Annotated in this window: 21 protein-coding genes; 14 read left to right on the top strand and 7 right to left on the bottom strand. The window is 61.6% G+C overall.

Going from position 1 to position 23,965, the window contains the following annotated elements:
- Nucleotides 1–204: 204 nt before the first annotated feature.
- The 4 genes from VM99_22085 to VM99_22100 form a co-directional block, all read right to left on the bottom strand.
- Nucleotides 205–1,851 (bottom strand): phosphoglucomutase, encoded by a 1,647-nt coding sequence (locus VM99_22085; protein ID AKK00625.1) that lies wholly within the window; start codon nt 1,849–1,851, stop codon nt 205–207.
- A gap of 91 nt (nt 1,852–1,942) precedes the next feature.
- Nucleotides 1,943–3,340 carry a GntR family transcriptional regulator gene (locus VM99_22090; GenBank protein ID AKK00626.1) on the bottom strand — a complete coding sequence of 466 codons (1,398 nt, stop codon included), beginning with the start codon at nt 3,338–3,340 and terminating at the stop codon, nt 1,943–1,945.
- Between the two features lie 96 nt (nt 3,341–3,436).
- Nucleotides 3,437–4,927: a hypothetical protein gene (locus tag VM99_22095; protein AKK00627.1), complete on the bottom strand. Its 1,491-nt coding sequence runs from the start codon at nt 4,925–4,927 to the stop codon at nt 3,437–3,439.
- 665 nt (nt 4,928–5,592) lie between these two features.
- Nucleotides 5,593–6,618 carry an alcohol dehydrogenase gene (locus VM99_22100; GenBank protein ID AKK00628.1) on the bottom strand — a complete coding sequence of 342 codons (1,026 nt, stop codon included), beginning with the start codon at nt 6,616–6,618 and terminating at the stop codon, nt 5,593–5,595.
- Nucleotides 6,619–6,875: 257 nt separating this feature from the next.
- Between VM99_22100 and VM99_22105 the strand changes: the two genes are divergently transcribed.
- The gene (locus VM99_22105; GenBank protein AKK00629.1) at nt 6,876–7,790 is read left to right on the top strand and encodes a LysR family transcriptional regulator; all 915 of its coding nucleotides are present in this window, start codon (nt 6,876–6,878) and stop codon (nt 7,788–7,790) included.
- Between the two features lie 212 nt (nt 7,791–8,002).
- Here VM99_22105 and VM99_22110 read toward each other — a convergent pair whose 3' ends face one another.
- Both VM99_22110 and VM99_22115 read right to left on the bottom strand, forming a co-directional pair.
- Nucleotides 8,003–8,551 carry a hypothetical protein gene (locus VM99_22110; GenBank protein ID AKK00630.1) on the bottom strand — a complete coding sequence of 183 codons (549 nt, stop codon included), beginning with the start codon at nt 8,549–8,551 and terminating at the stop codon, nt 8,003–8,005.
- 400 nt (nt 8,552–8,951) lie between these two features.
- Nucleotides 8,952–9,452: an AsnC family transcriptional regulator gene (locus VM99_22115; protein AKK00631.1), complete on the bottom strand. Its 501-nt coding sequence runs from the start codon at nt 9,450–9,452 to the stop codon at nt 8,952–8,954.
- A 119-nt stretch (nt 9,453–9,571) separates the two neighbouring features.
- Between VM99_22115 and VM99_22120 the strand changes: the two genes are divergently transcribed.
- From VM99_22120 to VM99_22180, 13 genes are all read left to right on the top strand, one after another.
- Nucleotides 9,572–10,606: an acetylpolyamine aminohydrolase gene (locus VM99_22120; protein AKK00632.1), complete on the top strand. Its 1,035-nt coding sequence runs from the start codon at nt 9,572–9,574 to the stop codon at nt 10,604–10,606.
- Nucleotides 10,607–10,655: 49 nt separating this feature from the next.
- Nucleotides 10,656–11,708 carry an ornithine cyclodeaminase gene (locus VM99_22125; protein ID AKK00633.1) on the top strand — a complete coding sequence of 351 codons (1,053 nt, stop codon included), beginning with the start codon at nt 10,656–10,658 and terminating at the stop codon, nt 11,706–11,708.
- A gap of 143 nt (nt 11,709–11,851) precedes the next feature.
- On the top strand, nt 11,852–13,267 hold the full coding sequence (locus VM99_22130) for an amino acid transporter (GenBank protein ID AKK00634.1): 1,416 nt from the start codon (nt 11,852–11,854) through the stop codon (nt 13,265–13,267).
- Between the two features lie 392 nt (nt 13,268–13,659).
- Nucleotides 13,660–14,268, top strand: a complete 609-nt coding sequence (locus VM99_22135; GenBank protein AKK00635.1) for an acetyltransferase — start codon at nt 13,660–13,662, stop codon at nt 14,266–14,268.
- Nucleotides 14,265–14,624, top strand: coding sequence for a cupin (locus VM99_22140; protein ID AKK00636.1), 360 nt, complete (start codon nt 14,265–14,267; stop codon nt 14,622–14,624). Before VM99_22135 ends, VM99_22140 begins: the two co-directional genes overlap by 4 nt.
- Before the next feature lie 169 nt (nt 14,625–14,793).
- Nucleotides 14,794–15,471, top strand: a complete 678-nt coding sequence (locus tag VM99_22145) for a thermostable hemolysin (GenBank protein ID AKK00637.1) — start codon at nt 14,794–14,796, stop codon at nt 15,469–15,471.
- The gene (locus tag VM99_22150; protein ID AKK00638.1) at nt 15,461–16,942 is read left to right on the top strand and encodes a long-chain acyl-CoA synthetase; all 1,482 of its coding nucleotides are present in this window, start codon (nt 15,461–15,463) and stop codon (nt 16,940–16,942) included. The genes VM99_22145 and VM99_22150 overlap by 11 nt, the downstream gene beginning before the upstream one ends.
- Nucleotides 16,939–17,613, top strand: coding sequence for a long-chain fatty acid--CoA ligase (locus VM99_22155; protein ID AKK00639.1), 675 nt, complete (start codon nt 16,939–16,941; stop codon nt 17,611–17,613). Before VM99_22150 ends, VM99_22155 begins: the two co-directional genes overlap by 4 nt.
- The gene (locus tag VM99_22160) at nt 17,600–18,409 is read left to right on the top strand and encodes a short-chain dehydrogenase (protein ID AKK00640.1); all 810 of its coding nucleotides are present in this window, start codon (nt 17,600–17,602) and stop codon (nt 18,407–18,409) included. The genes VM99_22155 and VM99_22160 overlap by 14 nt, the downstream gene beginning before the upstream one ends.
- Nucleotides 18,406–19,050 carry a tetratricopeptide repeat protein gene (locus VM99_22165; protein AKK00641.1) on the top strand — a complete coding sequence of 215 codons (645 nt, stop codon included), beginning with the start codon at nt 18,406–18,408 and terminating at the stop codon, nt 19,048–19,050. Before VM99_22160 ends, VM99_22165 begins: the two co-directional genes overlap by 4 nt.
- Nucleotides 19,051–19,061: 11 nt before the next feature.
- Complete coding sequence (locus VM99_22170; GenBank protein AKK01832.1) at nt 19,062–19,724, top strand: XRE family transcriptional regulator; 663 nt, start codon at nt 19,062–19,064, stop codon at nt 19,722–19,724.
- Complete coding sequence (locus VM99_22175; protein AKK00642.1) at nt 19,721–21,091, top strand: histidine kinase; 1,371 nt, start codon at nt 19,721–19,723, stop codon at nt 21,089–21,091. Before VM99_22170 ends, VM99_22175 begins: the two co-directional genes overlap by 4 nt.
- Before the next feature lie 178 nt (nt 21,092–21,269).
- Nucleotides 21,270–23,126: a multidrug ABC transporter ATP-binding protein gene (locus tag VM99_22180; GenBank protein AKK00643.1), complete on the top strand. Its 1,857-nt coding sequence runs from the start codon at nt 21,270–21,272 to the stop codon at nt 23,124–23,126.
- 48 nt (nt 23,127–23,174) lie between these two features.
- On the opposite strand, the gene VM99_22185 is transcribed toward VM99_22180, so the two are convergent.
- Nucleotides 23,175–23,561 carry a MarR family transcriptional regulator gene (locus tag VM99_22185; GenBank protein ID AKK01833.1) on the bottom strand — a complete coding sequence of 129 codons (387 nt, stop codon included), beginning with the start codon at nt 23,559–23,561 and terminating at the stop codon, nt 23,175–23,177.
- Between the last annotated feature and the right edge of the window lie 404 nt (nt 23,562–23,965).

The following is a 23,965-nucleotide window of genomic DNA, read 5'->3' on the forward strand; positions in this document are numbered from 1 at the left end:
TTATTTGTCATGGGGTTAGGCGATGAAGTGAAAGGTATCTGGAGCTTTAAAGGCTTGTGTAGGGACGAGCCTGCTTGCGAAGGCGGTGCTTCAGTCGACATCTCTGTTGATGTACTACCACCTTCGCGAGCAAGCTCACTCCCACAGGAGGCGGATTGGCGTCATGCCCGGGGAAGTCATCTTCCACAGGCATGAACGCCCCACTCACTGCCCGGAGATCGCCCCGTCCACCAGGGTTTGCGCTTCGGCCACCAGTTGTTTGAGGTGATCTTCACCAATGAAGCTCTCGGCGTAGATCTTGTAGATATCCTCGGTGCCCGACGGACGAGCCGCAAACCAGCCGTTTTCGGTCATGACCTTCAACCCACCGATGGCCTGGTCGTTGCCCGGCGCGTGGCTGAGGATGTTCTGGATCTTCTCGCCGGCCAGTTCGGTGGACGCCACCTGCTCCGGCGACAATTTGCTCAACAATGCCTTCTGCTGCGGGCTGGCCTTGGCGTCGACGCGCACCGAGAACGGTTCGCCCAACTCTTCGGTCAGGGCGCGGTAAGCCTGGCTGGGGTCACGACCGGTGCGAGCGGTCATTTCGGCCGCCAGCAGCGCCGGGATCAGGCCGTCCTTGTCGGTACTCCAGACGCCACCGTCCTTGCGCAGGAACGATGCGCCGGCGCTTTCTTCACCGCCGAAGCCCAGGGAGCCGTCAAACAGGCCATCGGCAAACCACTTGAAACCCACCGGCACTTCATAGAGGCGCCGCCCCAGGCGCTTGGCCACGCGATCGATCAGGCCGCTGCTGACCACGGTCTTGCCCACGGCCGCATCGGCGCGCCATTGCGGCCGGTTCTGGAACAGGTAGTCGATGGACACCGCCAGGTAGTTGTTGGGAGCCAGCAGGCCACCGGATGGCGTGACGATGCCATGGCGGTCATGGTCCGGGTCGCAGGCGAAGGCCACGTCGAAACGTTCCTTCAAGCCGATCAACCCTTGCATGGCGTGGCTGGAGGATGGATCCATGCGGATTTGCCCGTCCCAGTCGACGGTCATGAAGCGGAAAGTCGAGTCGACCTGGGTGTTCACCACGTCCAGGTCCAGGCGATAGTGTTCGGCAATCGCCGGCCAGTAGCGCACCCCGGCACCACCCAGCGGGTCGACGCCCAGGCGCAGACCCTCCGCGCGGATGGCATCGAAATCGATGACGTTGACCAGGTCAGCCACGTAACTGTTGACGTAGTCGTGACGGTGGGTCGTGTCCGCCTTCAGGGCTTGTTCATAGCTGATGCGCTTGACCCCGGCCAACTCATTGGCCAGCAGCTCGTTGGCCTTGGCCTCGATCCATTTGGTGATGTGGGTGTCGGCCGGGCCGCCGTTGGTGGGGTTGTATTTATAGCCACCGCTTTGAGGCGGGTTGTGGGACGGCGTGATGACAATACCGTCCGCCAGCCCCGTGGTGCGGCCACGGTTGTAGCAAAGAATGGCGTGGGAAACCGCCGGTGTCGGGGTGTATTCGTCGCCCTCGGCGATCATCACGGTCACGCCGTTGGCGGCGAACACTTCCAGCGCGCTTGCGCCTGCCGGTGTCGACAGCGCGTGGGTATCGATGCCAATGAACAGCGGCCCAGTGATGCCCTGGGCTTCGCGGTACAGGCAGATCGCCTGACTGATGGCCAGCACGTGCCACTCGTTGAACCCCAGGTCGAAGGAACTGCCACGGTGGCCGGAGGTGCCGAACGCCACGCGCTGGGTGGCAACCGATGCGTCGGGGCGGCCGGTGTAATAGGCCGTCACCAGTCGCGGGATATCGATCAACAACTCTGCCGGTGCCGGCTTGCCCGCAAATGGACTGACTGTCATGCAAAACCTCTGGATAGAGTGGCTCGGGAAATGGGATGCAGTTTACTGACAGTTCGACCATGGCGCGATGGGTTCGATCCATCACCCGCCATTACGCGGGTTCGAGCCGCAGGGCATCGGCCAGTGCGCAGAGTGCCGCGTCCAGGTCCTGCGTGCCATTGAGGGCATGCGTCAGGCGCAGATGTTGTCCATACAGCCCCTGGAGGCTGAACAGTTCGCCAGGCGCGATGACGATGCGCTGGGCCAGCAGCCGCTGGAACACCCGCCGCAAGTCGACCTGCCGTGTCGACTGCAACCAGATCGTCGCCCCGCCCTGGGGCTCAGGCCAATGCAGGCTGTCCCCAAGCCGCTCGCGCAACAGCTGGTTTGCCGACACGGCGCTGTCGCGCAACAGGCGCCGCAACACCAGCAAGTGCTGGTCGACCCTGCCATTACTGTACAAACGGGCGATGGCTTTCTGGCGAATGGGTGACAGGCGAAAAGCCCGTAACAGGAAATGGCGCTGCAGATGCAGGGTCAGCTGGCGCGACAGCACGTAGCCATACGGTGCTTCCGGGCCGATGGTTTTCTCGAAAGTGGAATAGACGATCAGCCGATCGGGGTCGAGCAAGTCGCGAAACGGCACGGTGCCGGCTTCGAACGCCAGGTCGGTATAGCTGTCGTTCTCCAGCACCCAGGTCCCGTGCCGCTCCAGCAGCCGGGCGACGGCACGGCGGTTCTCGTCAGGCACGAGGGTCCCCCTGGGCATGTTCAGGATCGAAGACAGCATCACCAGGCACACCGTTTCGTTCACCAGCAAGTGTTCGAGCTGTTCAAGATCGAACCCCCCGGTGGCCTGAAGCGGCAGTTCGATGACGTTGACCCCGGCCGCCTGCAGCAGGCGCAGGACCGTCCAGTCGCAGGGTGATTCGATCAATACAGTGGCGTCCCGGAGCGCCAGCGCAGCGATCAGGATCTCCAGGACGCCCCGCAGGTCAGCGCCCAGATAGACGTCGTCGGCATTCCAGCATCGGGCCGGCGAAGAGGTGTAGCGGGCCGCCAGCGCCGTGCGTAACTCCAGCTCACCCCAGGGCTGCGAGGGCATTTGCGGGGAACGCGGGTACTGGCGCAGCAACTCGCGTTCGAGCAGCAACAGCGGACTGTCCAGCGGTTGCATGGACGCCGGCTCATCGGCACTGAGCACCCGCATGCCCGGCCGTCGCACATTGACGTACAGGCGCTCCAGCAGGTCGTCACCGCCCTCGAGGCTTGCGACGCAAGGCACCGGCAACGCGTAATAGCCGGATTTGGCGATCGAGTAGACCCGGCCCTCCTTCTCCAGCAATGAATACGCGTACTGGATGGTGGAAATCGACACGTTCAGGCGCTCGGACAATTGCCGCAATGACGGCAGGCGCACCCGGGCATCGACCCCCATCTCGTTGATCAGCGTGGTCAGGTACCGATAAACCGCCTGGTAGGCGAAGTCTGTCTCCCGGCAGCCCTTCATGGCATCAGGCCCAGGCGGCGAGCCCTGCCCGGCCGTGCCGCAGCGCCCGGCGGCATGACGGGAAGCAGGGTGCAGGAAACCATCAAGCCTCGCTCCTCAATGCCGGGCCGAGCGTTCGCACAGGTCATCATCGCCCTGCTCGGCTTGTGCCGCGTCGGCACCGTCCAAGGCCTGTTGCAGGTCATGTTCGGGCTGGTTTTCCAGCCGTTCCGAGCGCGTGACGCTCGACCGATACAACGTACCGAGCACGTCCATGGGCAAACCGCTGACATCGACCATCCAATGTGCCACCTGGTCGGCAATGGCCGCGCCCTGCATCGCCTTGTGCAGGTCCGGCATCGCCACCAGCATGCCCGGGTGGCAGCAGCGCAGGAAATGCTCCAGGCCCGCCCCCTCTTCCACGAATGGCGCAAACAGCATGCACACCAACTGCGTTTCGCTGAGCCCCATGATTTTCTGCGCCTCCTGGGCGGCCTGGACACGGCGCTGCGGGATTTGCAGGGGCGAGCCGAACATCGCCTGCGCCTGCTCGCAGGCGTATTCCGGCAGTTGCTTGCGGTGCATGATCATCACCGCGCGCTGCGCGTAGTCCCCATACCCGGCTTCATAGCTGCGCCCATGCAGATAGCAGGCCTGCAAGCCATGCAAGTGCGCCGACAGCAGCGGGCTGAGGTATTCGTTCTCGGACGTCGACGGAATGAGGTTCTCGGTCTGCACCCGCAGGAATTCATTGAACAAAGGCCAATTGGTGCCTTCCAGACGATCGACGGTCAAGTCATCGATACCGATGTGCCCCACCCGCCGACAGGCCTCGAAGTGACCTTCCGGCTGCCACGGGACCAAGTGCTCGGGACCGTAGACCTGCCCATAGAGCTCGCTGCCAAGGGTATCCAACTGGGCAAAGAGGCTGTCGAAACCGTTGCCGCTGTCGGCCACCAGGCCGATCTTGCCGGCCGCGCGCCGAAGCCCCGACATGAAGTTTTTCTGCTGGCGCGGCGTATCACTGCTGACCAGTGAATCCACCCCCGCTTCCCAGCGCGCCATGTGCCGATAGAACTCCGCCATGGCCAGGTAACCCTCGTCCCCGACCTCCAGGGGGCTGTCCACCGCACGCAGGTGCCCCAGCACCAGCATGTCCATGCGATTGGCTTCGTGTCCCGCCACCGACAGCGGCTGCGTGTGATTGAACGGCACCACCTCGCGATTATCGGCCATCAGCAGCTCGACCCGAGGGTCGTCATAGACGAACAGCGCGCTGTAGCAGCGATGGATGTTTTCCAGGGTGGCCTGGGTGGTCTGGCTCAGGCGAGGCGTGGCCACGCGCAAGGCGAAGGTCGCTGGATGCCGGCCTGCGATGCTCAACTGTGCGGCTCGCAGTGCCGTCAGCACATAGAAGCCATCCCGGCTGCCGTTTTGCACTGTCAACACGCGATAATCACCCATCCGATCGATGCCTCCGGCGGCGACAATTAAACGCTGGATCAACAACTGCAACGCGGTTCGTTCTGCCCGGGAATAAAAACCCAACAGTCGCTGCAATACTTGTTGATACACGTGAGTCATTGCTTGCTCATGGATTGCACTCATAGCCATTTACCTGGAAATTCAACGGTCGGCGTCGCCTTCGCACCCACGGGCCGAGCGACGTATTGATCTGGATAGATTGTTCTAGTGCTGCAAAGAGTATTAGCAGTACATTCAAGCCTTGCTTGATGTCATTATTTGATACATACGTTTGCGGATTCGCTCGCCGCCTTCAACCCGCCCCTGAAAGCCGCATGGGCACTGGACGTGGTTGATCCCCTAGCACGTCCTAGGAGATTTCCGACAACGTCCCACAGACAATGAGCACATGAAATAAGGAACTTGCCGAACTTGAATCGACGCCCCACTACAACCGGCACGATTGACGATCGGTAGATAGGCTTACACCAAGTAAGGCTCAATGCACCTTGATTATAATTTGAAGGGCAACCCCCTTCGGAAAAGTTATACCACGCCACGACTTCTTCCTTGAGACGAAAACAAGCGTTCAATTATCAGGACTTAAACAATGATTGGAAGATACAGATTAAGGACAAAAACCAGTTCAGATGCGGGCGGGCAAACAGATCAGAAAGAGACGGCCCCAGCCAGGGCACTTGGGCAGGCAGGTACCCGGCAACGAGACCGGCAGCACAGGAAGGAAAGGCAGGCGCTCAGGCCGTAGGCAGCGCAAGAGCCGGGACACTGACTCTTGCGCGAGGCGTCGATCAGGCAGGATCGACGACTTGGAGGGCAACACGTTCGCGGCAAGGACATTCGTCCATGTAGCGATGGGCTTCGACAAACTCGGTGAATGGGAAGATCCGGGTCTTGAGGGGCACCACCACGCGGTCTGCTGTCAGTTGGTTGATGTCGCGCAGGGCCCGTTGCAAAGCCACTTGGTCCTGGACGATGCCCAGTTCCGGCTTGCCGGTAAAGTTGCCGATGCAATGCACGAAGAACTGGATGTTCTTCTGGAACGCCGCACACGCCGGGAACGGCGTCTGGTTGCCGCCCTGCAGGCCATACAGCACCAGGCTGCCACGCGGTGCCAGCACATCGCCGAGCAGCGACATCTGCGGCCCGCCGAGGCCGTCGAAGACCACGTCGACGCCACGGTTGTCGGTCAGCTTGTTGATTTGCATCAGCAAGTCCTGCTCCTCGGTGACGATGACCTTCTCGGCCCCCAGGGACAACAGGTATTCACGCTCGTCGGCCGTCTTGGTCGCCGCGATCACCCGCACGCCCAGGGCCTTGCCCAGTTGCACGAAGGACGGGCCGGCGCAGTGGCTGGCATCGGTGACCAGGGCGAACTGCCCCGGCTTGACCCGCGCCAGGTCGACGTAAGCGAAATAGGCGATCAGCAACGGCGTGTAGTGCACGGCCGCCTCGATCGGGCTGAGCACATCAGGGTAACGGGTCAGCGCGGTGCGCGGCAGCACGATGACTTCACCGTACACCGGATAATCGTTAGGGCTCTCGGCCGGGAAGCTGGCGACCTTGTCACCCACGACCAGGTCGTCGACACCCTCGCCCACGGCCGTGACCACACCGGCCATCTCATGGCCCAGTCCGGAAGGCAGGCGGGCCTGGGACGAAGCCAGGTTCTGGCGCCACAAGGTGTCGTACCAACTGATGCCGATCGCTTCGACACGGACCTGCACTTCTCCTGGCGCAGGAAGAGCCGCCGCATGCTCTTCGCATTTGAGCACCTCGGCACCACCAAACTTGTGAAAACGGATCGTGCGGGACATCGCAAACCTCGTCAAAGTAACCTCTAATGCCATGAACTCTATCCGGGCTTTGTACCCAAGACCATCAGTGGCTATTAATAGTCGACATGCCTGTCATTGATTCCGCAGCAAGAAAATGAACCGTTCCTGTCGGCTTTATCCCTGGGAAACCCGAATTAGCCAGTGCAGAGTACCAGCCTTTCCCCGTAAGATTCATGCCGGCCATTGTTGCCATATGGCCGCCCACGTCAAGCTTACCGAATCAGCCAGGACCCCAGATGAATCGTAATGACCTGCGGCGTGTCGACTTGAACCTGTTGATCGTGTTCGAAACACTGATGCATGAGCGCAGTGTGACCCGTGCGGCCGAGAAATTGTTCCTCGGCCAGCCGGCCATCAGCGCCGCGCTGTCACGCCTGCGCAGCCTGTTCGATGACCCCCTGTTCGTGCGCACCGGCCGCAGCATGGAGCCTTCGGCCCGGGCGGTGGAGATATTCGCCCTGCTCTCCCCAGCCCTGGATTCGATTTCCACGGCGGTCAGCCGCGCCGCGGAATTCGACCCGGCCACCAGCACCTCGGTGTTTCGGATCGGCCTGTCGGACGACGCCGAATTCGCCCTGCTGCCGATGCTGCTCAAGCGCCTGCGGGCCGAAGCCCCCGGCATCGTGCTGGTGGTGCGCCGCGTCAACTACATCCTGATGCCCGGCCTGCTGGCCTCTGGGGAAATCTCCATCGGCGTCAGCTACACCGACGACCTGCCGGCCAACGCCAAGCGCAAGGTCTTGCGGCGCAGCATGCCCAAGGTCCTGCGGGCCGACACCGCGCCGGGACGCCTGACCCTGGACGAGTTCTGCGCCCGCCCCCATGCGCTGGTGTCCTTCGCCGGCGACCTCAGCGGCTTTATCGACGAAGAACTGGAAAAGCTCGAGCGCAAGCGCCACGTGGTATTGGCCGTACCGCAGTTCAACGGCTTGAGTACCTTGCTGGCAGGCACCGACATCATCGCCACCGTACCCGACTACACCGCCGACGCCCTCACCGCCGCCGGCGGCGTGCGCGCCGAAGACCCACCAATACCGGTGCGCAGCTTCGAACTGCACATGGCCTGGCGCGGCTCCCAGGACAACGACCCAGGGGAGCGTTGGTTGCGGTCGCGGATTCAGATGTTTTTTGGCGATCCCGATAGCTTGTAAATGGAGCTCCAGTGAATTCCATAAAAGCAGAGCTGGCCACTGACATAGACCACCCCGCGGTGCACCACGTCGGGTACAGAGTCGCCGCGCGGCGCGAGCGGTTCGGGGAGCGCGACACCGATTTGGGCAAGCTTTGCGCACGAGATCATGTGGGTTCCTGGTGATAGACAGACCGTCGGGAGCCGACAGCCTACTATCCGGAAACCTGCGGTTTACTTGCCCAGAATGTTCTCCAGCGCAGCGGTATGGCCGGCCGGGTCGTTTTCGCTGGACATCACTTCGATGATGGTGATCTTCTGATCGCTCATCGTCATCAGCGAGGCCATCAGCAGTTTCAGGCCGTTGAAATCGTCGGTGCCGTCCAGGCGGTACATCCTCAAGCCGTTCACCTGGATGGTCTTCTCGCCAGTCATGCGAAAGTTGGGTGAGGCGGCCTGCTGCTTATCCTTCAAGGTATCCACGGCAATGCGAAACGCAGCGTCCGGGGTGGTACCCGCAGTCGGCGCCGGACCTTCGGTAACGATGATGGCCCGCTCGCTTTTCGGATCGAAGTACATCGTGCCGCCGTTCTCGCTGTTCAAGATACGGGCCTCGACGCCTTCCAGCACGAAGTTCAGCTTGCCGCCTGCCAGGGACACCGATTGCGTGTCCGATACCGCCGTAGCGTTAGGCGAGGCAGCAACTGCCATGGTGGCCGAGCCGCTCAAGGCAGTAAGCACGCACAAGGAAAGGGTCCAGCCCAACAGCAAATGCTTCGACATTGATAGCGCCTTATTTTTCAGGCCATCGAATACCGATGACCTGTCGCGCGAACAGCCTAGCTTACTTGCGTGCCCACTTGTCCAGTGATGTTGTTCACAGCCGCAGCGTGTCGCTTTTATTTGCGGTCAACTTGGGGTTGATACCCTTCGCGAGGAGCGCCCGTAGTTCTCAACTCTCGACGTATTGAGTGCGTTTTCACGCAGCCTGGGCCGAAAGCTGCCATTCGCGGGAGCAAGTGTATTAAGCCAGGGATCACGTAATGTGGAGCTTTTATCTGACGCTCAGCTTGCGCTTCGTCTCAGCTAACTCGCGCATATGGAAGCGCTTTCAGCAGATGCTTATGACGACGGACGTGGCGGTAAGGTTTTAGAGCCTTGTTCAGCCCAGAACGTCCGATCTTCAATCCTTGCTCAATTTGGGTATGGCCATACGGCTACCCGCTTTGATTTCGCGCAAAGCCAGACTCGACTGAATAGACGCGATGCCGACCTGGCGCCTCAGCACTTGCTCGATAAAGTCGCTATAGCTATCAAGATCCTCGGCCAACACTTGAAGTACATAGTCGGCATCTCCGGTGATCTTGTGGCAAGCCAATACCTCTGGCAATTGCGCAATCACTGCCTCGAAGGCGTCCGGAGCGTGATCGGCATGGGTGGAAAAGCGAATGTGCACGAATGCCATGATATCCAGCCCGAGCATTCGCCGATCAAGGTTGGCTTGATAGCCCTTGATGACACCCGCCTCTTCCATTCGCTTGCGCCGCCGCCAGCACGGAGTAAGGCTCAACGACAGCCGTTCACTGAGTTCGGCATTGGAAATGTTCGCGTCCTCCTGCAACAACTCAAGAATAGCCAGATCGGTTTCATCGAGACTGATGCGTTTGGATATTTTTTTCTGCATGAAACCACTCCTGAGTAAAAACTTCCGAATAATCCGCCAAATCGTGGAAAGAAAGCAAAGAAAGCGCAGCCATGCCGGAACAGAATATTTGCACTGGCTCACATTAACGGATGCGCAGAATGTTTACAGTTTTCAGTGATTCCCACCGGTTGCACCACGGCACCGAATTGAAAGACGGCGCGCTCAAACCGTCTTTCGAACAGCCGAGTCGGGCCGACACGGTGCACAACCGCGTCAAACAGGTTGGACTTGGTCAGATCATCGAACCGCGCGCTTTTGATCGCTCGTGCTACGTCAACGCGCACAGCGAGCGCTACGTCAGTTTTCTGGAAAATGCCTGGAGCGAATGGTGCGCAACCGGTCGCACTCACGATGCCTTGCCGCTGGTATGGCCGGTGCGCGATCTGGCCGGCGAAGAGGTGCCAACGTTCATCGATGGCAAGCTTGGCTTTTATGCCATGGACGCTGGCTCACCCATTACCGCAACGACCTGGCAAGCCGTGAAAACCAGCGCCGATATCGCCCTCACCGGCCTGGCCCTGCTCGATGAAGGCCACGACAGTACCTTCGCCCTATGCCGTCCACCTGGTCATCACGCCGCACGCGAATACATGGGCGGTTATTGCTACCTCAACAACGCCGCCATTGCCGCGCAGCAGGCCATCACCCAAGGCGCCAAACGTGTCGCGGTGCTGGACGTCGACTTCCATCACGGCAACGGCACGCAGAACATTTTTTATCAGCGCAGCGACGTCATGTTCGTGTCGCTGCACGGCGAACCGGCGGTGTCCTACCCGTATTTCTCGGGTTACGGCCACGAAGTCGGCGCAGGTGCCGGCGAGGGTTACAACGTCAACTATCCCCTGCCGAAAAACACCACCTGGGAGAGCTATCGCAACGCCCTGCTCCATGCCTGCAAAAAACTCCAGCAGTTCTCGCCGCAAGTGCTGGTGATTTCCTTGGGAGTCGACACGTTCAAGGACGATCCCATCAGTCACTTCCTACTGGAAAGTGAAGACTTCATTGGCATCGGTGAACTGATCGCGAGCGTCGGCTGCCCGACCCTGTTCGTGATGGAGGGCGGCTACATGGTCGATGAGATCGGCATCAATGCCGTCAACGTACTGCACGGTTTCGAGAGCAAACGCAGCTGAGCCCCCCACGCTCTACAACCTTTCAATGCCTGGATCGGAGAATAAGAACATGACGCTTTTTATAGATGTCGATGATGCTGCACGCTTGTTCACCCAAGTCGGTATCCGCCGCGCCATCCGCGAAATGGCGGGCTACATCGAAGCCGACTACGCACGCTGGGCGCAGTTTGATAAATCACCGCGCACGGCCAACCACTCAACAGACGGCGTGATCGAGTTGATGCCGACCGACGATGGCCAGCAGTACTCGTTCAAATACGTCAACGGCCACCCCAACAACGGCCAGCAGAATTTACTGACGGTCATGGCCTTCGGACTTTTGGCGGATGTGCAGAGTGGCTATCCTACCCTGCTCAGCGAACTCACCCTGACCACCGCCGTGCGCACAGCAGCCACCTCCGCGTTGGTCGCGCAATCGCTGGCTCGCCCCGGTGCGACCTCGATGGCCCTGATCGGCAACGGTGCCCAAAGTGAATTTCAGGCGCTGGCCTTTCATGAAATGTTGGGCGTCAACGAAATCCGTATTTTCGATATCGATCAAGAAGCGTCCCTCAAACTGAAGCACAACCTCGCGGCGTTCCCGGACATCGAAGTGATTCTGGCCAGCTCGGTGAAGGACGCGGTCAAGGGCGCGGACATCGTCACCACAGTCACCGCCGACAAAGCCTACGCAACCATTCTGACGCCCGAGATGATCGAGCCCGGCATGCACATCAATGCGGTCGGTGGTGACTGCCCTGGTAAAACCGAACTGCACGCCGACATCCTGCGCAACGCCCGGGTCATCGTCGAGTTCGAACCGCAAACTCGCATTGAGGGCGACATCCAGCAACTGGAAGCCGACTCCCCGGTGATAGAGTTTTTCCAGATTGTGCAGGGCGAAGTGGCCGGACGCGAAAACGATATGCAAGTGACAGTGTTTGATTCGGTGGGCTTTGCCTTGGAAGACTTTTCGTCACTGCGCTATCTCAACGACCTGGCTCAGGCACAGCAAATCGGCCAGCGTGTCCACCTGGTCCCGACGCCGGCCAACATCAAAAATCTATTCCAACTGCTGGATCCACCACCGGCCAAAGCCTCGCGTCTACGCACCGTCAGTTGATCGGTGATGACCGCCCTTCGCCGCTTGGCGAGGGGCCATTCACCCTCCAAGCATCGTCTTGATTAGCCGCTGCTTCTCTAACAAAAACGCTCGACATCCACTTTCTGCCAAAACTCAAAAACATAAAATCAAGAGGTTTTGCAATGAAATCGAACCCTTCCGGGCTGCTTGAACAGCCCGCGTTGCAGCGCACGCTCAGCAATCGTCACATCCAGTTGATGGCCATGGGCGGTGCCATCGGGACCGGCCTGTTCATGGGCTCCGGGAAAATTATCGCCCTCTCCGGGACGTCGATCATCCTCATCTACATGATCATCGGTCTGTTCGTGTTTTTCGTCATGCGCGCCATGGGCGAAATGCTCCTGTCCAACCTCAACTTCAAAACCTTTGCTGACTTCGCCGGCGCCTACCTCGGCCCGCGCGCAGCGTTCTTTCTCGGCTGGTCGTACTGGCTGAGCTGGAGCGTAGCGGTGATCGGCGACGCCGTCGTGGTCGGCGGATTCTTCCAGTACTGGTTTCCGGATATGCCGGCGTGGATACCCGCCGTCGGCATGCTGGCGACACTGTTCGCGTTGAATGTGCTCACGGTCAGACTGTTCGGTGAGGTGGAGTTCTGGTTCGCGATCATCAAGATCATTGCCGTCGTGACCCTGATCGGCGTCAGCACCGTGTTGATTGCCAGCTCCTTCGTCTCCCCCAGTGGTGTCACCGCATCCCTGAGCCACCTGGTGGACAAACAGGCGGCTTTCCCTAACGGATTGCTTGGCTTCTTCGCCGGATTTCAAATGGCGATCTTCTCCTTCGCCGGCACCGAGCTGATCGGCACCGCCGCCGCTGAAACCCGCTCGCCGGAGAAGACCCTGCCCAAAGCCATCAACTCTATTCCGCTGCGGATCATCCTGTTCTACGTCCTCGCGCTGAGCTGCATTATTGCCGTGACATCGTGGCAACAGGTTTCCCCCGTCAAAAGCCCTTTTGTCGAACTGTTCCTCGTCGCCGGGTTCCCCGCAGCGGCCGGTATCGTCAACTTCGTGGTCCTGACCTCGGCGGCCTCATCGGCCAACAGCGGTGTATTTTCATCGAGCCGCATGCTGTTCGGGTTGGCGAATCAAGACAACGCTCCGGGTATTTTTCGGCGTCTATCAGGCAACAGCGTGCCTTTGCTGAGCCTGGCCTTCACAACACTATTGATGCTGCTGGGTGTGCTCGTGCTGTTCATCGTTCCGGAAGTCATGACGGCATTCACCATCGTTTCCACCGTGTCTGCGATCCTGGTGATCTTCACTTGGTCAACCATTCTCGCATCTTACATTGCCTACCGCAAAAAGCGTCCCGAGCTTCATGCCAAATCTGCTTACAAGATGCCCGGCGGCGTTCCAATGGCATGGTTCTCAATGGCTTTTCTGGGCTTCGTTCTCTGCCTGCTGGCATTAAGACCTGACACCCGCGTTGCCCTGTTGGTCATGCCGGGGTGGTTCATATGGCTGGCAATTGCTTATCAGTTAACACGTAGGTGGAAGCCTGAAACCGCAGTTGAATCGGCAAACCAATTCGGTTGAGCTGCTCTAACGAACCCTCTGCGCTGGAGGGCTGTAACAAAGAGACAGCCCTCTATTTGAATCGCTGAGAAGTCGTCCTAGAGCCGAGTCAAAATGTTCTTCGGCGACCCCGACAGCCTGTAATCGAGCGTCACCAACCGAACCCAGCAAACACGCTGACGGCGAAGTCCCTGATCTCTGCGTGGAAGTCAGGGCATCGAGCAAGGTCGGCAAATCCCCCTCCAAGATTGGCGATTGAAGCATCCATTTTACGGCCACGTGTATTTGAGCATGGGGCGGCGTCGCACGCCGTGCTGATGGTGTTCGCCCAGAGCATGATGGGAACCGCTCAAACCGCCTACCCTGCCACCCCTGTTAAAGGCGTAATCCTTAAAAACTAACCACCCGATCCCATGGAAGCACCCTACATGCCTATCGACTTCAGACCCGCTCAAGCCTCGGACGCGCACGATATTGCGCGCTTCTTTCAACTGACATCGGAGGGCATGGCCGATTACATATGGAGCAAGCTTGCCGCACCGGGAGAAGCGTTGCTGAGTGTCGGTGCGTCTCGCTATTCCAGGGAACACGGCGACTTTTCCTACAAGAACTGCCTGATGGCCACTTTCGAAGGGCGTGTCATCGGCATGATGCATAGCTATGCCTTGCGCGCGGCCCCTGACGGGCCTGTCGAGACCGACCCGGTCCTCGCGCCTTATTCCGACATGGAAATACCCGATACCTTGTACATATCCAGCCTGGCTCTGGACGAGGCCTGGCGCAACCAGGGGCTGGGCGTCAAGTTTCTTCGCCACGCCCAGCAGCGCGCCGAAGACTCTGGGCTGGAGGGGCTATGCCTGATCGATTATGCAGAAAACCACGGTGCCCGCCGATTCTACGAACGGCATGGTTTTCAAATTGTTAAAACCTGCCAGATCGTTCCGCACCCGATGCTGGGCGTAACCGGTGAAGCCTACTTGATGTATCGCCCTACCCAAAACGTGCTCGAGAAAAAACCATGAACAAGAAACTGACCGTATTCCGCGAACTGGATATCCAACCGGTGCGCGACCTTCCCTTTTTTGAAGAAGTCCTTGAAGGCACCCCTCACACGCTGACGTCCAAGTACTATCACGATGAACAGCAAGGTCGCATTTCCGGAGAATGGGAAGCCAGCACCGGAGCGTGGCGCATCGACTACAAGGTTTGGGAGTTCTGCCATGTCCTGAGTGGACGCTGCGTCATCGAGCTTGAAGGTTGCGCCCCGCTCACACTGGCCGCTGGCGACACGTTCATTATCGAACCGGGCGCCAAGGGGACATGGACCGTGCTGGAAGACATGAAAAAGAACTTCGTGATCCTCTTGCCCGCGCAATAGAGCCCTGTGTTCACGGTCGTATCGGAAACCACCGATACGACTGGCCAGCACATCCCTTCTTCCTGGGCGTCCACGACCCCACCCGTCATTAACCCTTCTTCACCTTCAGACTTCGTTAAGAAACGGCACGGATACTTCGCTCAAATCCATTGAGGGAGGCGTTCTGCCCATGCCCGAGTCCGATTGGAACATCCCCCTGCCCCTGCACTTTGGCCAGGCTGAAACACCCCTGATGAGCCTGTCCGGTGCAGAGCACGGTGACGCTCAGCGAGCCGTATTCGAAGCGTTTATCCAACAGCGTTTTCGCAAGGCCCACGGTGCCGACATTCGTCAGTTCATGCCCCAGTTGTTGGGCGTGCACAACGGCACTGGCGAGCTCTGCGCGGTGGCCGGCCTGCGCCGCGCGCACCTTGAGCCGCTGTTTCTCGAACGTTACCTGCAAGCGCCGATCGAGCTGCTGGTCAGCGCAGCCGCCGACCGTACGGTGGACCGTCGCGTGATCGTCGAGGTCGGCAATCTCGCGGCCAGTGACACCGGCAGCGCCCGTCTGTGCATCATCGCCATTACCTACCTGCTGGCCATGGGTGGGCTGGAGTGGGTGACTTTCACCGGCAACATCGGCCTGGTCAACAGCTTCCACCGCCTGGGCCTCAAGCCGGTGACGCTGTGCGCCGCCGACCCCGAACGCCTGGGCGAGGAGCGCCATCACTGGGGCAGCTATTACGAAAGCAAGCCCTGGGTGCACGTGGGGAACATCCGTGCCGGGTTCATTCATTTACGCAACATCGGCTTGTTCACTCGCCTCGGTTTGCCCACGTCGATTGAAGGTGCCTGCCATGTCGCTTGAACTGCAGCGTTTCCAGGAAACCTTGCGCAGCCATGCCGGACGAAACGACGGCACCGTGGCGCTGTGGGGCGACACCCAGAAGATCGACTACGTGACCCTGTACGCCCAGGTGCTGTATCGCCAGGAGCGCTTGCGCGAAGAACAGGCGCACGTCATCGCCCTGGCGCTGGACAATGGCATCGAGGCGATGCTGTGGGACCTGGCCGCGCTGTGGGAAGGCGTGGCCTGCGTGACGCTACCGCCGTTTTTCAGCCCGGCCCAGCGGGCCCATTGCTTGATGCAGAGCCAGGCGACACGGGTCGTTGCCGAGCCGGAGCTTGCGGACGAATTAATCGCCGCTGGCTACACCCGGCGCGGTGAATTCTGGTGTCGCACCTTCGAGGGTGGGCAGCGCCTGCCGGCCGGCACCGCCAAGTTGACCTTTACATCCGGCACCACCGGCACGCCCAAAGGCGTCTGCCTGAGCGCCGACAGCCTGCTACGGGTGGCCAGGGAACTGGAGCAGGCCAGCCTGCCCAGCGCGCCGCAGCACCATGTGGCACTGCTGCCGCTGGCGATCCTGCTGGAGAATCTCGGCTGCTACGCCGCCCTCTACGCCGGAGCCACGTTGAGCCTGCCAAGCCAGAAAACCCTGGGCATCCAGGGCGCCAGCGGCGTGGACGTGCCGCGCCTGCTGAGCAACCTCGCCGACCGCAAGGCGCAGAGCCTGATCCTGGTGCCCCAGTTGCTGTTGATGCTGGTCAGCGCCGCCGAACAACAGGCGTTCGACCCGCGTCACCTGCGCTTTGTCGCGGTGGGCGGGGCTCGGGTGGCGCAAGACCTGCTGCACCGCGCGCAGCGGCTCGGCCTGCCGGTCTACGAAGGCTACGGCTTGTCCGAATGCGCTTCGGTGGTGTGCCTCAACCGCCCCGGCGCTCACCGGCCTGGCAGCGTTGGCAAACCCCTGCCCCATGTTGAAGTACGCCTGGCCGAGGACGGTGAAGTGCTGATCAAGGGCTCGACCCTATTGGGTTACCTGGGCGAACCGCTGCACACCGAACAATGGTGGCCGAGCGGCGACCTGGGTGAATTCGACGCCGAAGGGTTTCTTTACCTCAAGGGTCGCAAAAAGCATCAGTTCGTCACCAGCTTCGGGCGCAACGTCAATCCAGAGTGGATCGAGTCCGAACTGACCCAGCGCCGCCACATCGCCCAAGCCTTCGTGTACGGCGAGGCCCAACCACTCAACCATGCCTTGCTCTGGCCCCATCGCCCTGATTGCAGCGACGAGCAACTGGCCGCCGCCGTCGCCGAAGCCAACCAGGCACTTCCCGGCTATGCCCAGGTGCACCGCTGGACCCGCCTGCCCCAGCCCTTCAGCGCCGCCAACGGTTTGCTCACCGCCAATGGGCGTCCCCGTCGTGACGCCATCGTCGCTTTGTATCGCAACCAACTGACTGAATCCGCCCTTTCCGAGGAGCCTGCATCATGAGTTTTTTCGACACCCTGCAAGAAGCCACGCAACAGGAACGCCACGAGTTGTTCAACCTGCCGATCATCGTCGATGCGTTGCAAGGCCGGGTCAGCCTGGACAGTTATCGCGCGTTCCTGGCCCAGGCCTACTACCACGTGCGCCACACGGTGCCGCTGATGATGGCGTGCGGCGCGCGCCTGCCAACACGCCTGGAATGGCTGCGCAAGGCGGTGTGCGAGTACATCGAGGATGAATATGGCCACGAACAGTGGGTGCTCAACGATATCGCCGCATGTGGCGGGGACCGTGACGCCGTTCGAGACGGCCAGCCTTCGCTGTCGATCGAACTGATGACCAGCTTCCTCTATGACACCATCGCCCGAGGCAACCCGGTAGGATTGTTCGGCATGGTCAATGTGCTCGAAGGCACCAGCATCGCCCTGGCCACCCACGCCGCCGGCAGCATCCGCGAACGCCTGGCCTTGCCGGAAACCGCTTTCAGCTACCTCAGCTCCCACGGCTCGCTCGACATCGAGCACATGCAGACCTACCGCCGACTGATGAACAAGCTTGAAGACCCGGAAGATCAGGCCGCGGTGATGCATGCCTCGAAGGTTGTCTATCGACTCTACACCGACATGTTCCGGGGCCTGCCCCGTGAAGCGCAGGCACACCATGCAGCTGCATGAGGCGCGAGTCGTGCTGACCGGCGCCAGCGGCGGCATCGGCCTGGCGATCACCGAGACCTTGTGCGCGGCCGGTGCGCGGGTACTGGCGGTGGCGCGGCACCAAGACGCGCTGCTGGCCTTGCTCAAGCGCTATCCGCAGAACCTCAGTTGGGTGGCCGCCGACCTGACGTTGGCGGCCGACCAGGGCAAGGTGCTGGCTGCCGCCGAGAGCGTGGGCGGCATCAACCTGCTGATCAATGCGGCCGGGGTCAACCACTTCGCCATGCTCGAACAGCTCGACGACAGTGACATCCAGGGGATGCTGGCGGTGAACGTCGGTGCGCCGATCTGCCTGACCAAACGGCTGCTGCCCATGCTCAAGCAGGCGGACAGCGCAATGGTGGTCAATGTCGGCTCCACTTACGGCTCGATCGGCTACCCCGGTTATGCCAGCTACTGCGCGACCAAGTTTGCCCTGCGCGGTTTTTCCGAAGCCTTGCGCCGGGAACTGGCGGATACCCGGGTCAGTGTCCTGTACGTCGCGCCCCGCGCCACCCGCACCTCGATGAACAGCGCCGCCGCGCAAGCCTTGAACGATGCGCTCAAGGCCAGCGTCGACGACCCACAAGCCGTGGCGTCGGCGGTGGCCCATGCCATCGCCGGGGAGCGCCGCGATGTGTACCTGGGCTGGCCGGAGCGCTTCTTCGTGCGCCTCAACAGTCTGCTGCCAAACCTGGTGGACCGCGGCCTGCGCAAGCAACTGCCGCTGATCCGCCGCCTCAGTGAAAAAACCGAGAACGAGCCACCAAAACCATGAAAAACATCCTCGCATGCCTGTTGCTAGGCGCCCTCAGCCAAGGTGCCTGGGCAATGGACACCGCCGATCAGCAACGCCTCGATGGCATCCAGCAGAGCTGGGCGCACATCCAATACGAAATGCCGGAAAAACAGCGCGCCGCCGCATTCGAGCAGTTGGTGGCGCAAGCCACACGCTTCACTGCCGAACGTCCGGCGGTCGCTGAGGCCTGGATCTGGAAAGGCATCGTCACCAGCAGTTGGGCCGGCGCCGAGGGCGGCCTCGGAGCGTTGGGCAAGGCCAAGGACGCCAGAGCCGACCTGGAAAAATCCCTGAGCCTGGACCCCAAGGCCCTGCAAGGCTCAGCCTACACCAGCCTCGCCGCGCTGTATGACCGGGTCCCAGGCTGGCCGATCGGCTTTGGCGACAGCGACAAGGCCGAGCAACTGCTCAAGCAATCGCTGCAACTGAACCCCGATGGAATCGACAGCCTGTACTTCTGGGGCGATCACCTTTACCGTCAAAAGCACTACGCTGAAGCCAGGGCGGCGCTGCAAAAAGCCCTGCAAGCCGCGCCCCGTCCGGGCCGGGAAAGCGCCGATGCCGGGCGGCGCAAAGAGATTGCCGCGCTGATGGTGGACGTGGACAAAAAACTCGACTGATGGGAGTCCAGGTGCGTTTATTACTGATAGAGGATGACGTGGCCCTCGGCGAGGGCATTCAGCAGGCACTGGGGCGCGAGGGCTACACCGTGGACTGGCTCAAGGATGGCGGTAGCGCCCTGCACTCATTGCTCAGCGAAACCTTCGACCTGGCCGTGCTCGACCTCGGGTTGCCGCGCATGGACGGCCTCGACGTGTTGCGCCGCTTGCGCAATACCGGCTCGAACCTGCCGGTGTTGATCCTCACCGCTCGCGACGCCACCGAGGATCGCATCGCCGGGCTGGATGCCGGCGCGGACGATTACCTGGTCAAACCTTTCGACCTCAACGAACTCAAGGCCCGCTTGCGGGCCTTGTTGCGACGCAGTGCCGGGCGGGCCCAGGCGTTGATCGAGCACGCCGGCATCAGCCTCAACCCCAGTACGCAGCAAGCCAGCTACCACGGCCAGCCCGTCGCCCTGACGCCCAAGGAATACCAGCTCCTGCACGAATTGCTGTCACCGCCGGGCCGGGTCATCACCCGGGACCAACTGATGCAACTGCTCTACGGCTGGAGTGAAGAAGCCGAAAGCAACACGCTGGAGGTGCACATCCATCACCTGCGCAAGAAATTCTCGGCCGATCTGATCCGCACCATCCGTGGCGTGGGCTACCTGGTGGAAGAACGCCGATGACGTCGATCCGCCGCCGCACCCTCACCTTGATCATCGGCCTGCTGCTCGCAGGGCTCGCGGTACTCAGCGCGTTCAACCTGCACGACAGCAACCACGAAATCGCGGAAGTCTATGACGCGCAGTTGGCGCAAAACGCGCGGCTGCTGCAAGGGGTGATGCGCATGCCGTTGGCGGCGCAGCAGCATGCCGACCTGTACCGGGCGTTCAACGACGCATTGGCCGACGCGCCGTTGCGCGGCGACGGCCATCCCTACGAGCGCAAGATCGCCTTCCAGGTATGGAACCGTGCAGGCGACGTCCTGGTGCACACCGCCAGCGCGCCCTCCTTCCGCTCGCCGCCGACCCAGCCTGGGTTCAGCGACGTGGTGGACCTGAACAGCCGTCACTGGCGCGCCTTCATCCTCGAAGACCCACAGAACGGCCTGCGCATCTGGGTCGGCGAACGGGGTGACGTGCGCGCGGATCTGGTCGACCGGATCGTGCGTCACACGCTGTGGCCGAACGCGATCGGTAGCCTGCTGCTCGCAGCGATGGTCTGGCTCGCCATCGGCTGGGGCCTCAAGCCGCTGGCGAACATGGCGGCGACCCTGCGCGCACGCCACAGCGGCTCCCTCGAACCCCTGCAACTGACGCCGCTGCCCAGCGAGCTCGAACCCATGCAGGCGGCGCTCAACCGCATGCTCGCGCAGATACAGGAAGTGCTCGGGCGCGAGCGGCGCTTTATCGCCGACGCCGCCCACGAGATGCGCACCCCGCTGGCGGTGCTCCGGGTGCACGCGCAAAACCTGCAGGAGGCCGGCACCGAACAGGAGCGACGGGAGTCCCTGGCGTTCCTCATCGCCGGGGTCGATCGCACCAGTCGCCTGGTCAGCCAGTTGTTGACCATGGCCCGCCTCGAACCCAAGGCCGGCGCACCCGTGCTGGAGCACATCGACCTCAGCGAGACCGTGCGCAACAGCCTGGTGCAGCTCACCCCGTGGCTGTTGAGCAAGCACCTGGAACTGGCCTTCGACGTCAGCGACCAACCGTTCCATGTCCTGGCCGACGCGGCCACTGTCGACATCGCCCTCAACAACCTGATCACCAACGCCGCCAATTTCTCCCCGGAACACGGCGTGATCACCGTACAACTGACCCGGGTCGACAACTTCTACCAACTGAACGTCGACGACCAGGGACCGGGCATCGACGAGGCGGATCGAGCACGATTGTTCGAGCGGTTCTACAGCCGCGGCAGTCCACAAGGCGCGGGCCTTGGCCTGACCATCGTCGCCACCATCGCAACGCGTTTGGGCGGACGGATCGAACTGCTCAACCGGCCAGAGGGCGGCCTTCGGGCTACGTTGTCGATCCCTGTCAGAGAATAATCGTGCAAGCGCGCCTGACTTCCTCGCGATGCTGTTGTCAGAGATGACTTGCAGGGGGCGTTCAAGCGGCTGGACATGGGCGCGGCCTGCCCGGCTCACAGAACATCGGGCCGTACGCCCCTCAAGGCAGACGTAACATGGGACAATCACCCCCGACTTGATCCTTTCGGAGGCCACAATGCTTCGTGTGTTCGAACGAAGACTCGACCCTTTCCCACCTGATGAAGCGCCCCCGCCCCCGGTCGGCCTGACCCGTTTCCTGTGGGCCTGCACGCGGGGTGCCCGCGGTTACATCCTTGTGTTCGCGCTGTTGAGCGCCGGCGTGTCGATTTACGAAGCCTGGCTGTTCTCGTTTCTCGGGCAGGTCGTGGACCTGCTTTCGACCTGGCAGGCCGGCGGCGATGCACAGGGCCAGGAGAGCCGTGTGCTATGGGGGATCGGCATCGTACTGGTCACCAGCATCGGGCTGGTGGCGTTGCGGACCATGGTCCAGCACCAGGTGCTGGCGATCAATCTGCCGCTGCGGTTGCGCTGGGACTTTCACCGGCTGATGCTGCGGCAAAGCCTTTCGTTCTTTTCCGATGAGTTCTCCGGCCGGGTCACGACCAAGGTGATGCAGACAGCGCTGGCGGTGCGCGAAGTGTTGTTCACCGTCATCGAGATCGCCCCCGGGATTGGCGTGTACTTCATTGCGATCATTGCCCTGGCCGGCGGTTTCGCCCTGAAACTGATGCTGCCGTTCATTGCCTGGATCGTGCTGTTCGGGCTCGCCATGCTGTATTTCGTGCCGCGCCTGGGACAGGTCGGCCAGGAACAGGCTCACGCACGTTCGTCGATGACCGGGCGCATCTCGGACGCCTACACCAACATCACCACCGTGAAGCTGTTCTCCCACTCCAAGCGTGAGGCGCACTTCGCGCGGGCGGCGATGGAAGATTTCAAGCAGACGGGCTTTCGCCAGATGCGCCTGGTCAGCCAGTTCGAGATCGTCAACCAGGCCCTGGTGGTGGCGCTGATCATCGGCGCGGGCGGCTATGCCTTGTGGCTGTGGCACCAAGGTGAAGTCGGCACCGGCGCGGTGGCGGCGATCACGGCCATGGCACTGCGGATCAATGGCATGTCGCATTGGATCATGTGGCAGATGACCTCTCTGTTCGAAAGCATCGGCACCGTGCAGGACGGCATGGAAACCCTCACCCGGGGGCCCAAGGTCCAGGACGCGCCTGACGCCAGCGTGCTGGTCCCTGCTGGCGGCGCGGTCACGTTCGACAACGTGAGCTTCAACTACAGCGGCGAGCGTCAGGTGCTCGATGGCTTGAGTCTGAGTATCCGCCCGGGCGAGAAGATCGGTCTGGTGGGCCGCTCCGGTGCCGGCAAGTCGACGCTGATCAACCTGCTGCTGCGCTTCTACGACGTGGACAGCGGCGAGATTCGCATCGACGAGCAAAACATCGCCAAGGTGACCCAGGACAGCCTGCGCAGCGCCATCGGCATGGTCACCCAGGACACGTCCCTGCTGCACCGCTCCATCCGTGACAACATCGCCTATGGCCGCCCGGACGCGACCGACGAACAGATCCACCAGGCCGCGGTGAACGCCCAGGCCGACGGGTTCATCCAACAACTGAGCGACCGCCAGGGCCACACCGGCTACGACACCTTGGTGGGCGAACGTGGCATCAAGCTTTCCGGTGGCCAGCGCCAACGCATTGCCATCGCCCGGGTGATGCTCAAGAACGCGCCGATCCTGTTGCTGGACGAAGCCACCAGCGCCCTCGACTCGGAAGTCGAAGTCGCCATCCAGGAAAGTCTCGATGAAATGATGGAAGGCAAGACCGTCATCGCCATCGCTCACCGCCTCTCGACAATCGCGGCCATGGACCGCCTCATCGTCATGGATGACGGACGCATCATCGAGCAAGGCACCCATGCCGAACTGCTCGCCAGGAACGGCACCTACGCCCGGCTGTGGCAGCACCAGAGTGGCGGGTTCCTCGGTGAAGACCAGGGGCTGACCGAGGCCGAGGCGATGTAATCACGGGCCGGGCGCCCTTCACGGCGCCCGGCCCTATAGCCAGGGATGCTATTCGCCCGCCCCTCGCGCAAACGCCGCCAGCGCCTGCCGCGCCTCCCGGTTGAGCGGGCAAGCCGCCTCGATCGCCTGGCCGACCGCCAGGAGCTCTTCGCGCAAGGCCTCGCCGGCATCGGTCAGCGCAATCAGCACTCGACGCTCATCGTCCTTGTCCCGCGTGCGTGTCACCCTGCCCGACGTCTCCAAGCGCTTGAGCAAGGGGGTGATGGTTCCGGTGTCCATGCCGAGCCTGGCGCCGAGGTCGCCCACGGTCCTGGGGGCGTCATTGAACAGCTCCAGCATCGCCAGGTACTGCGGGAACGTCAGGCCCAAGGGATCCAGCAAGGGCTTGTGAAGGCGCATCATCCGATTCGAAGCGCTGTACAAGGCGAACGACAGATGGGCGTCGAGTCCGGTTGCTGACGCCTGTCGCTCAACATTATCTAGCTTGCTAGATATTGTTGCGACAGGTTGCTTGTAAGCATCACTGCTTTCCTCGACTGGCGCCGATGTTGTGGGCTCCTGCGCCTGCCGATCAGCGGCGAGCAGTTCTTCATGGGTCGCCCGCAGGATGCGTGCGGAAAATGCCTGATCGTCGACCGCTCGGGCCAGCACCATCGCCCCCACTATCGAGGCGACAAAGCTGGTGGCCTGGTCTTCCCTCGAGCGACCAGGCCGCCATGGCAGGCCGGACTTCAACGTCTCGACCATGCGCGCCACCCGCTGAGTAAAGGAGCGGCGCATGCCGGGCTCACGCGCCACGTCAATCGCCAGCGCGGGCATGGCGCAGCCGGTTTCCGGGT

It is taken from the genome of Pseudomonas chlororaphis (assembly GCA_001023535.1).
Taxonomy (GTDB): Bacteria; Pseudomonadota; Gammaproteobacteria; order Pseudomonadales; family Pseudomonadaceae; genus Aquipseudomonas; species Aquipseudomonas chlororaphis_E.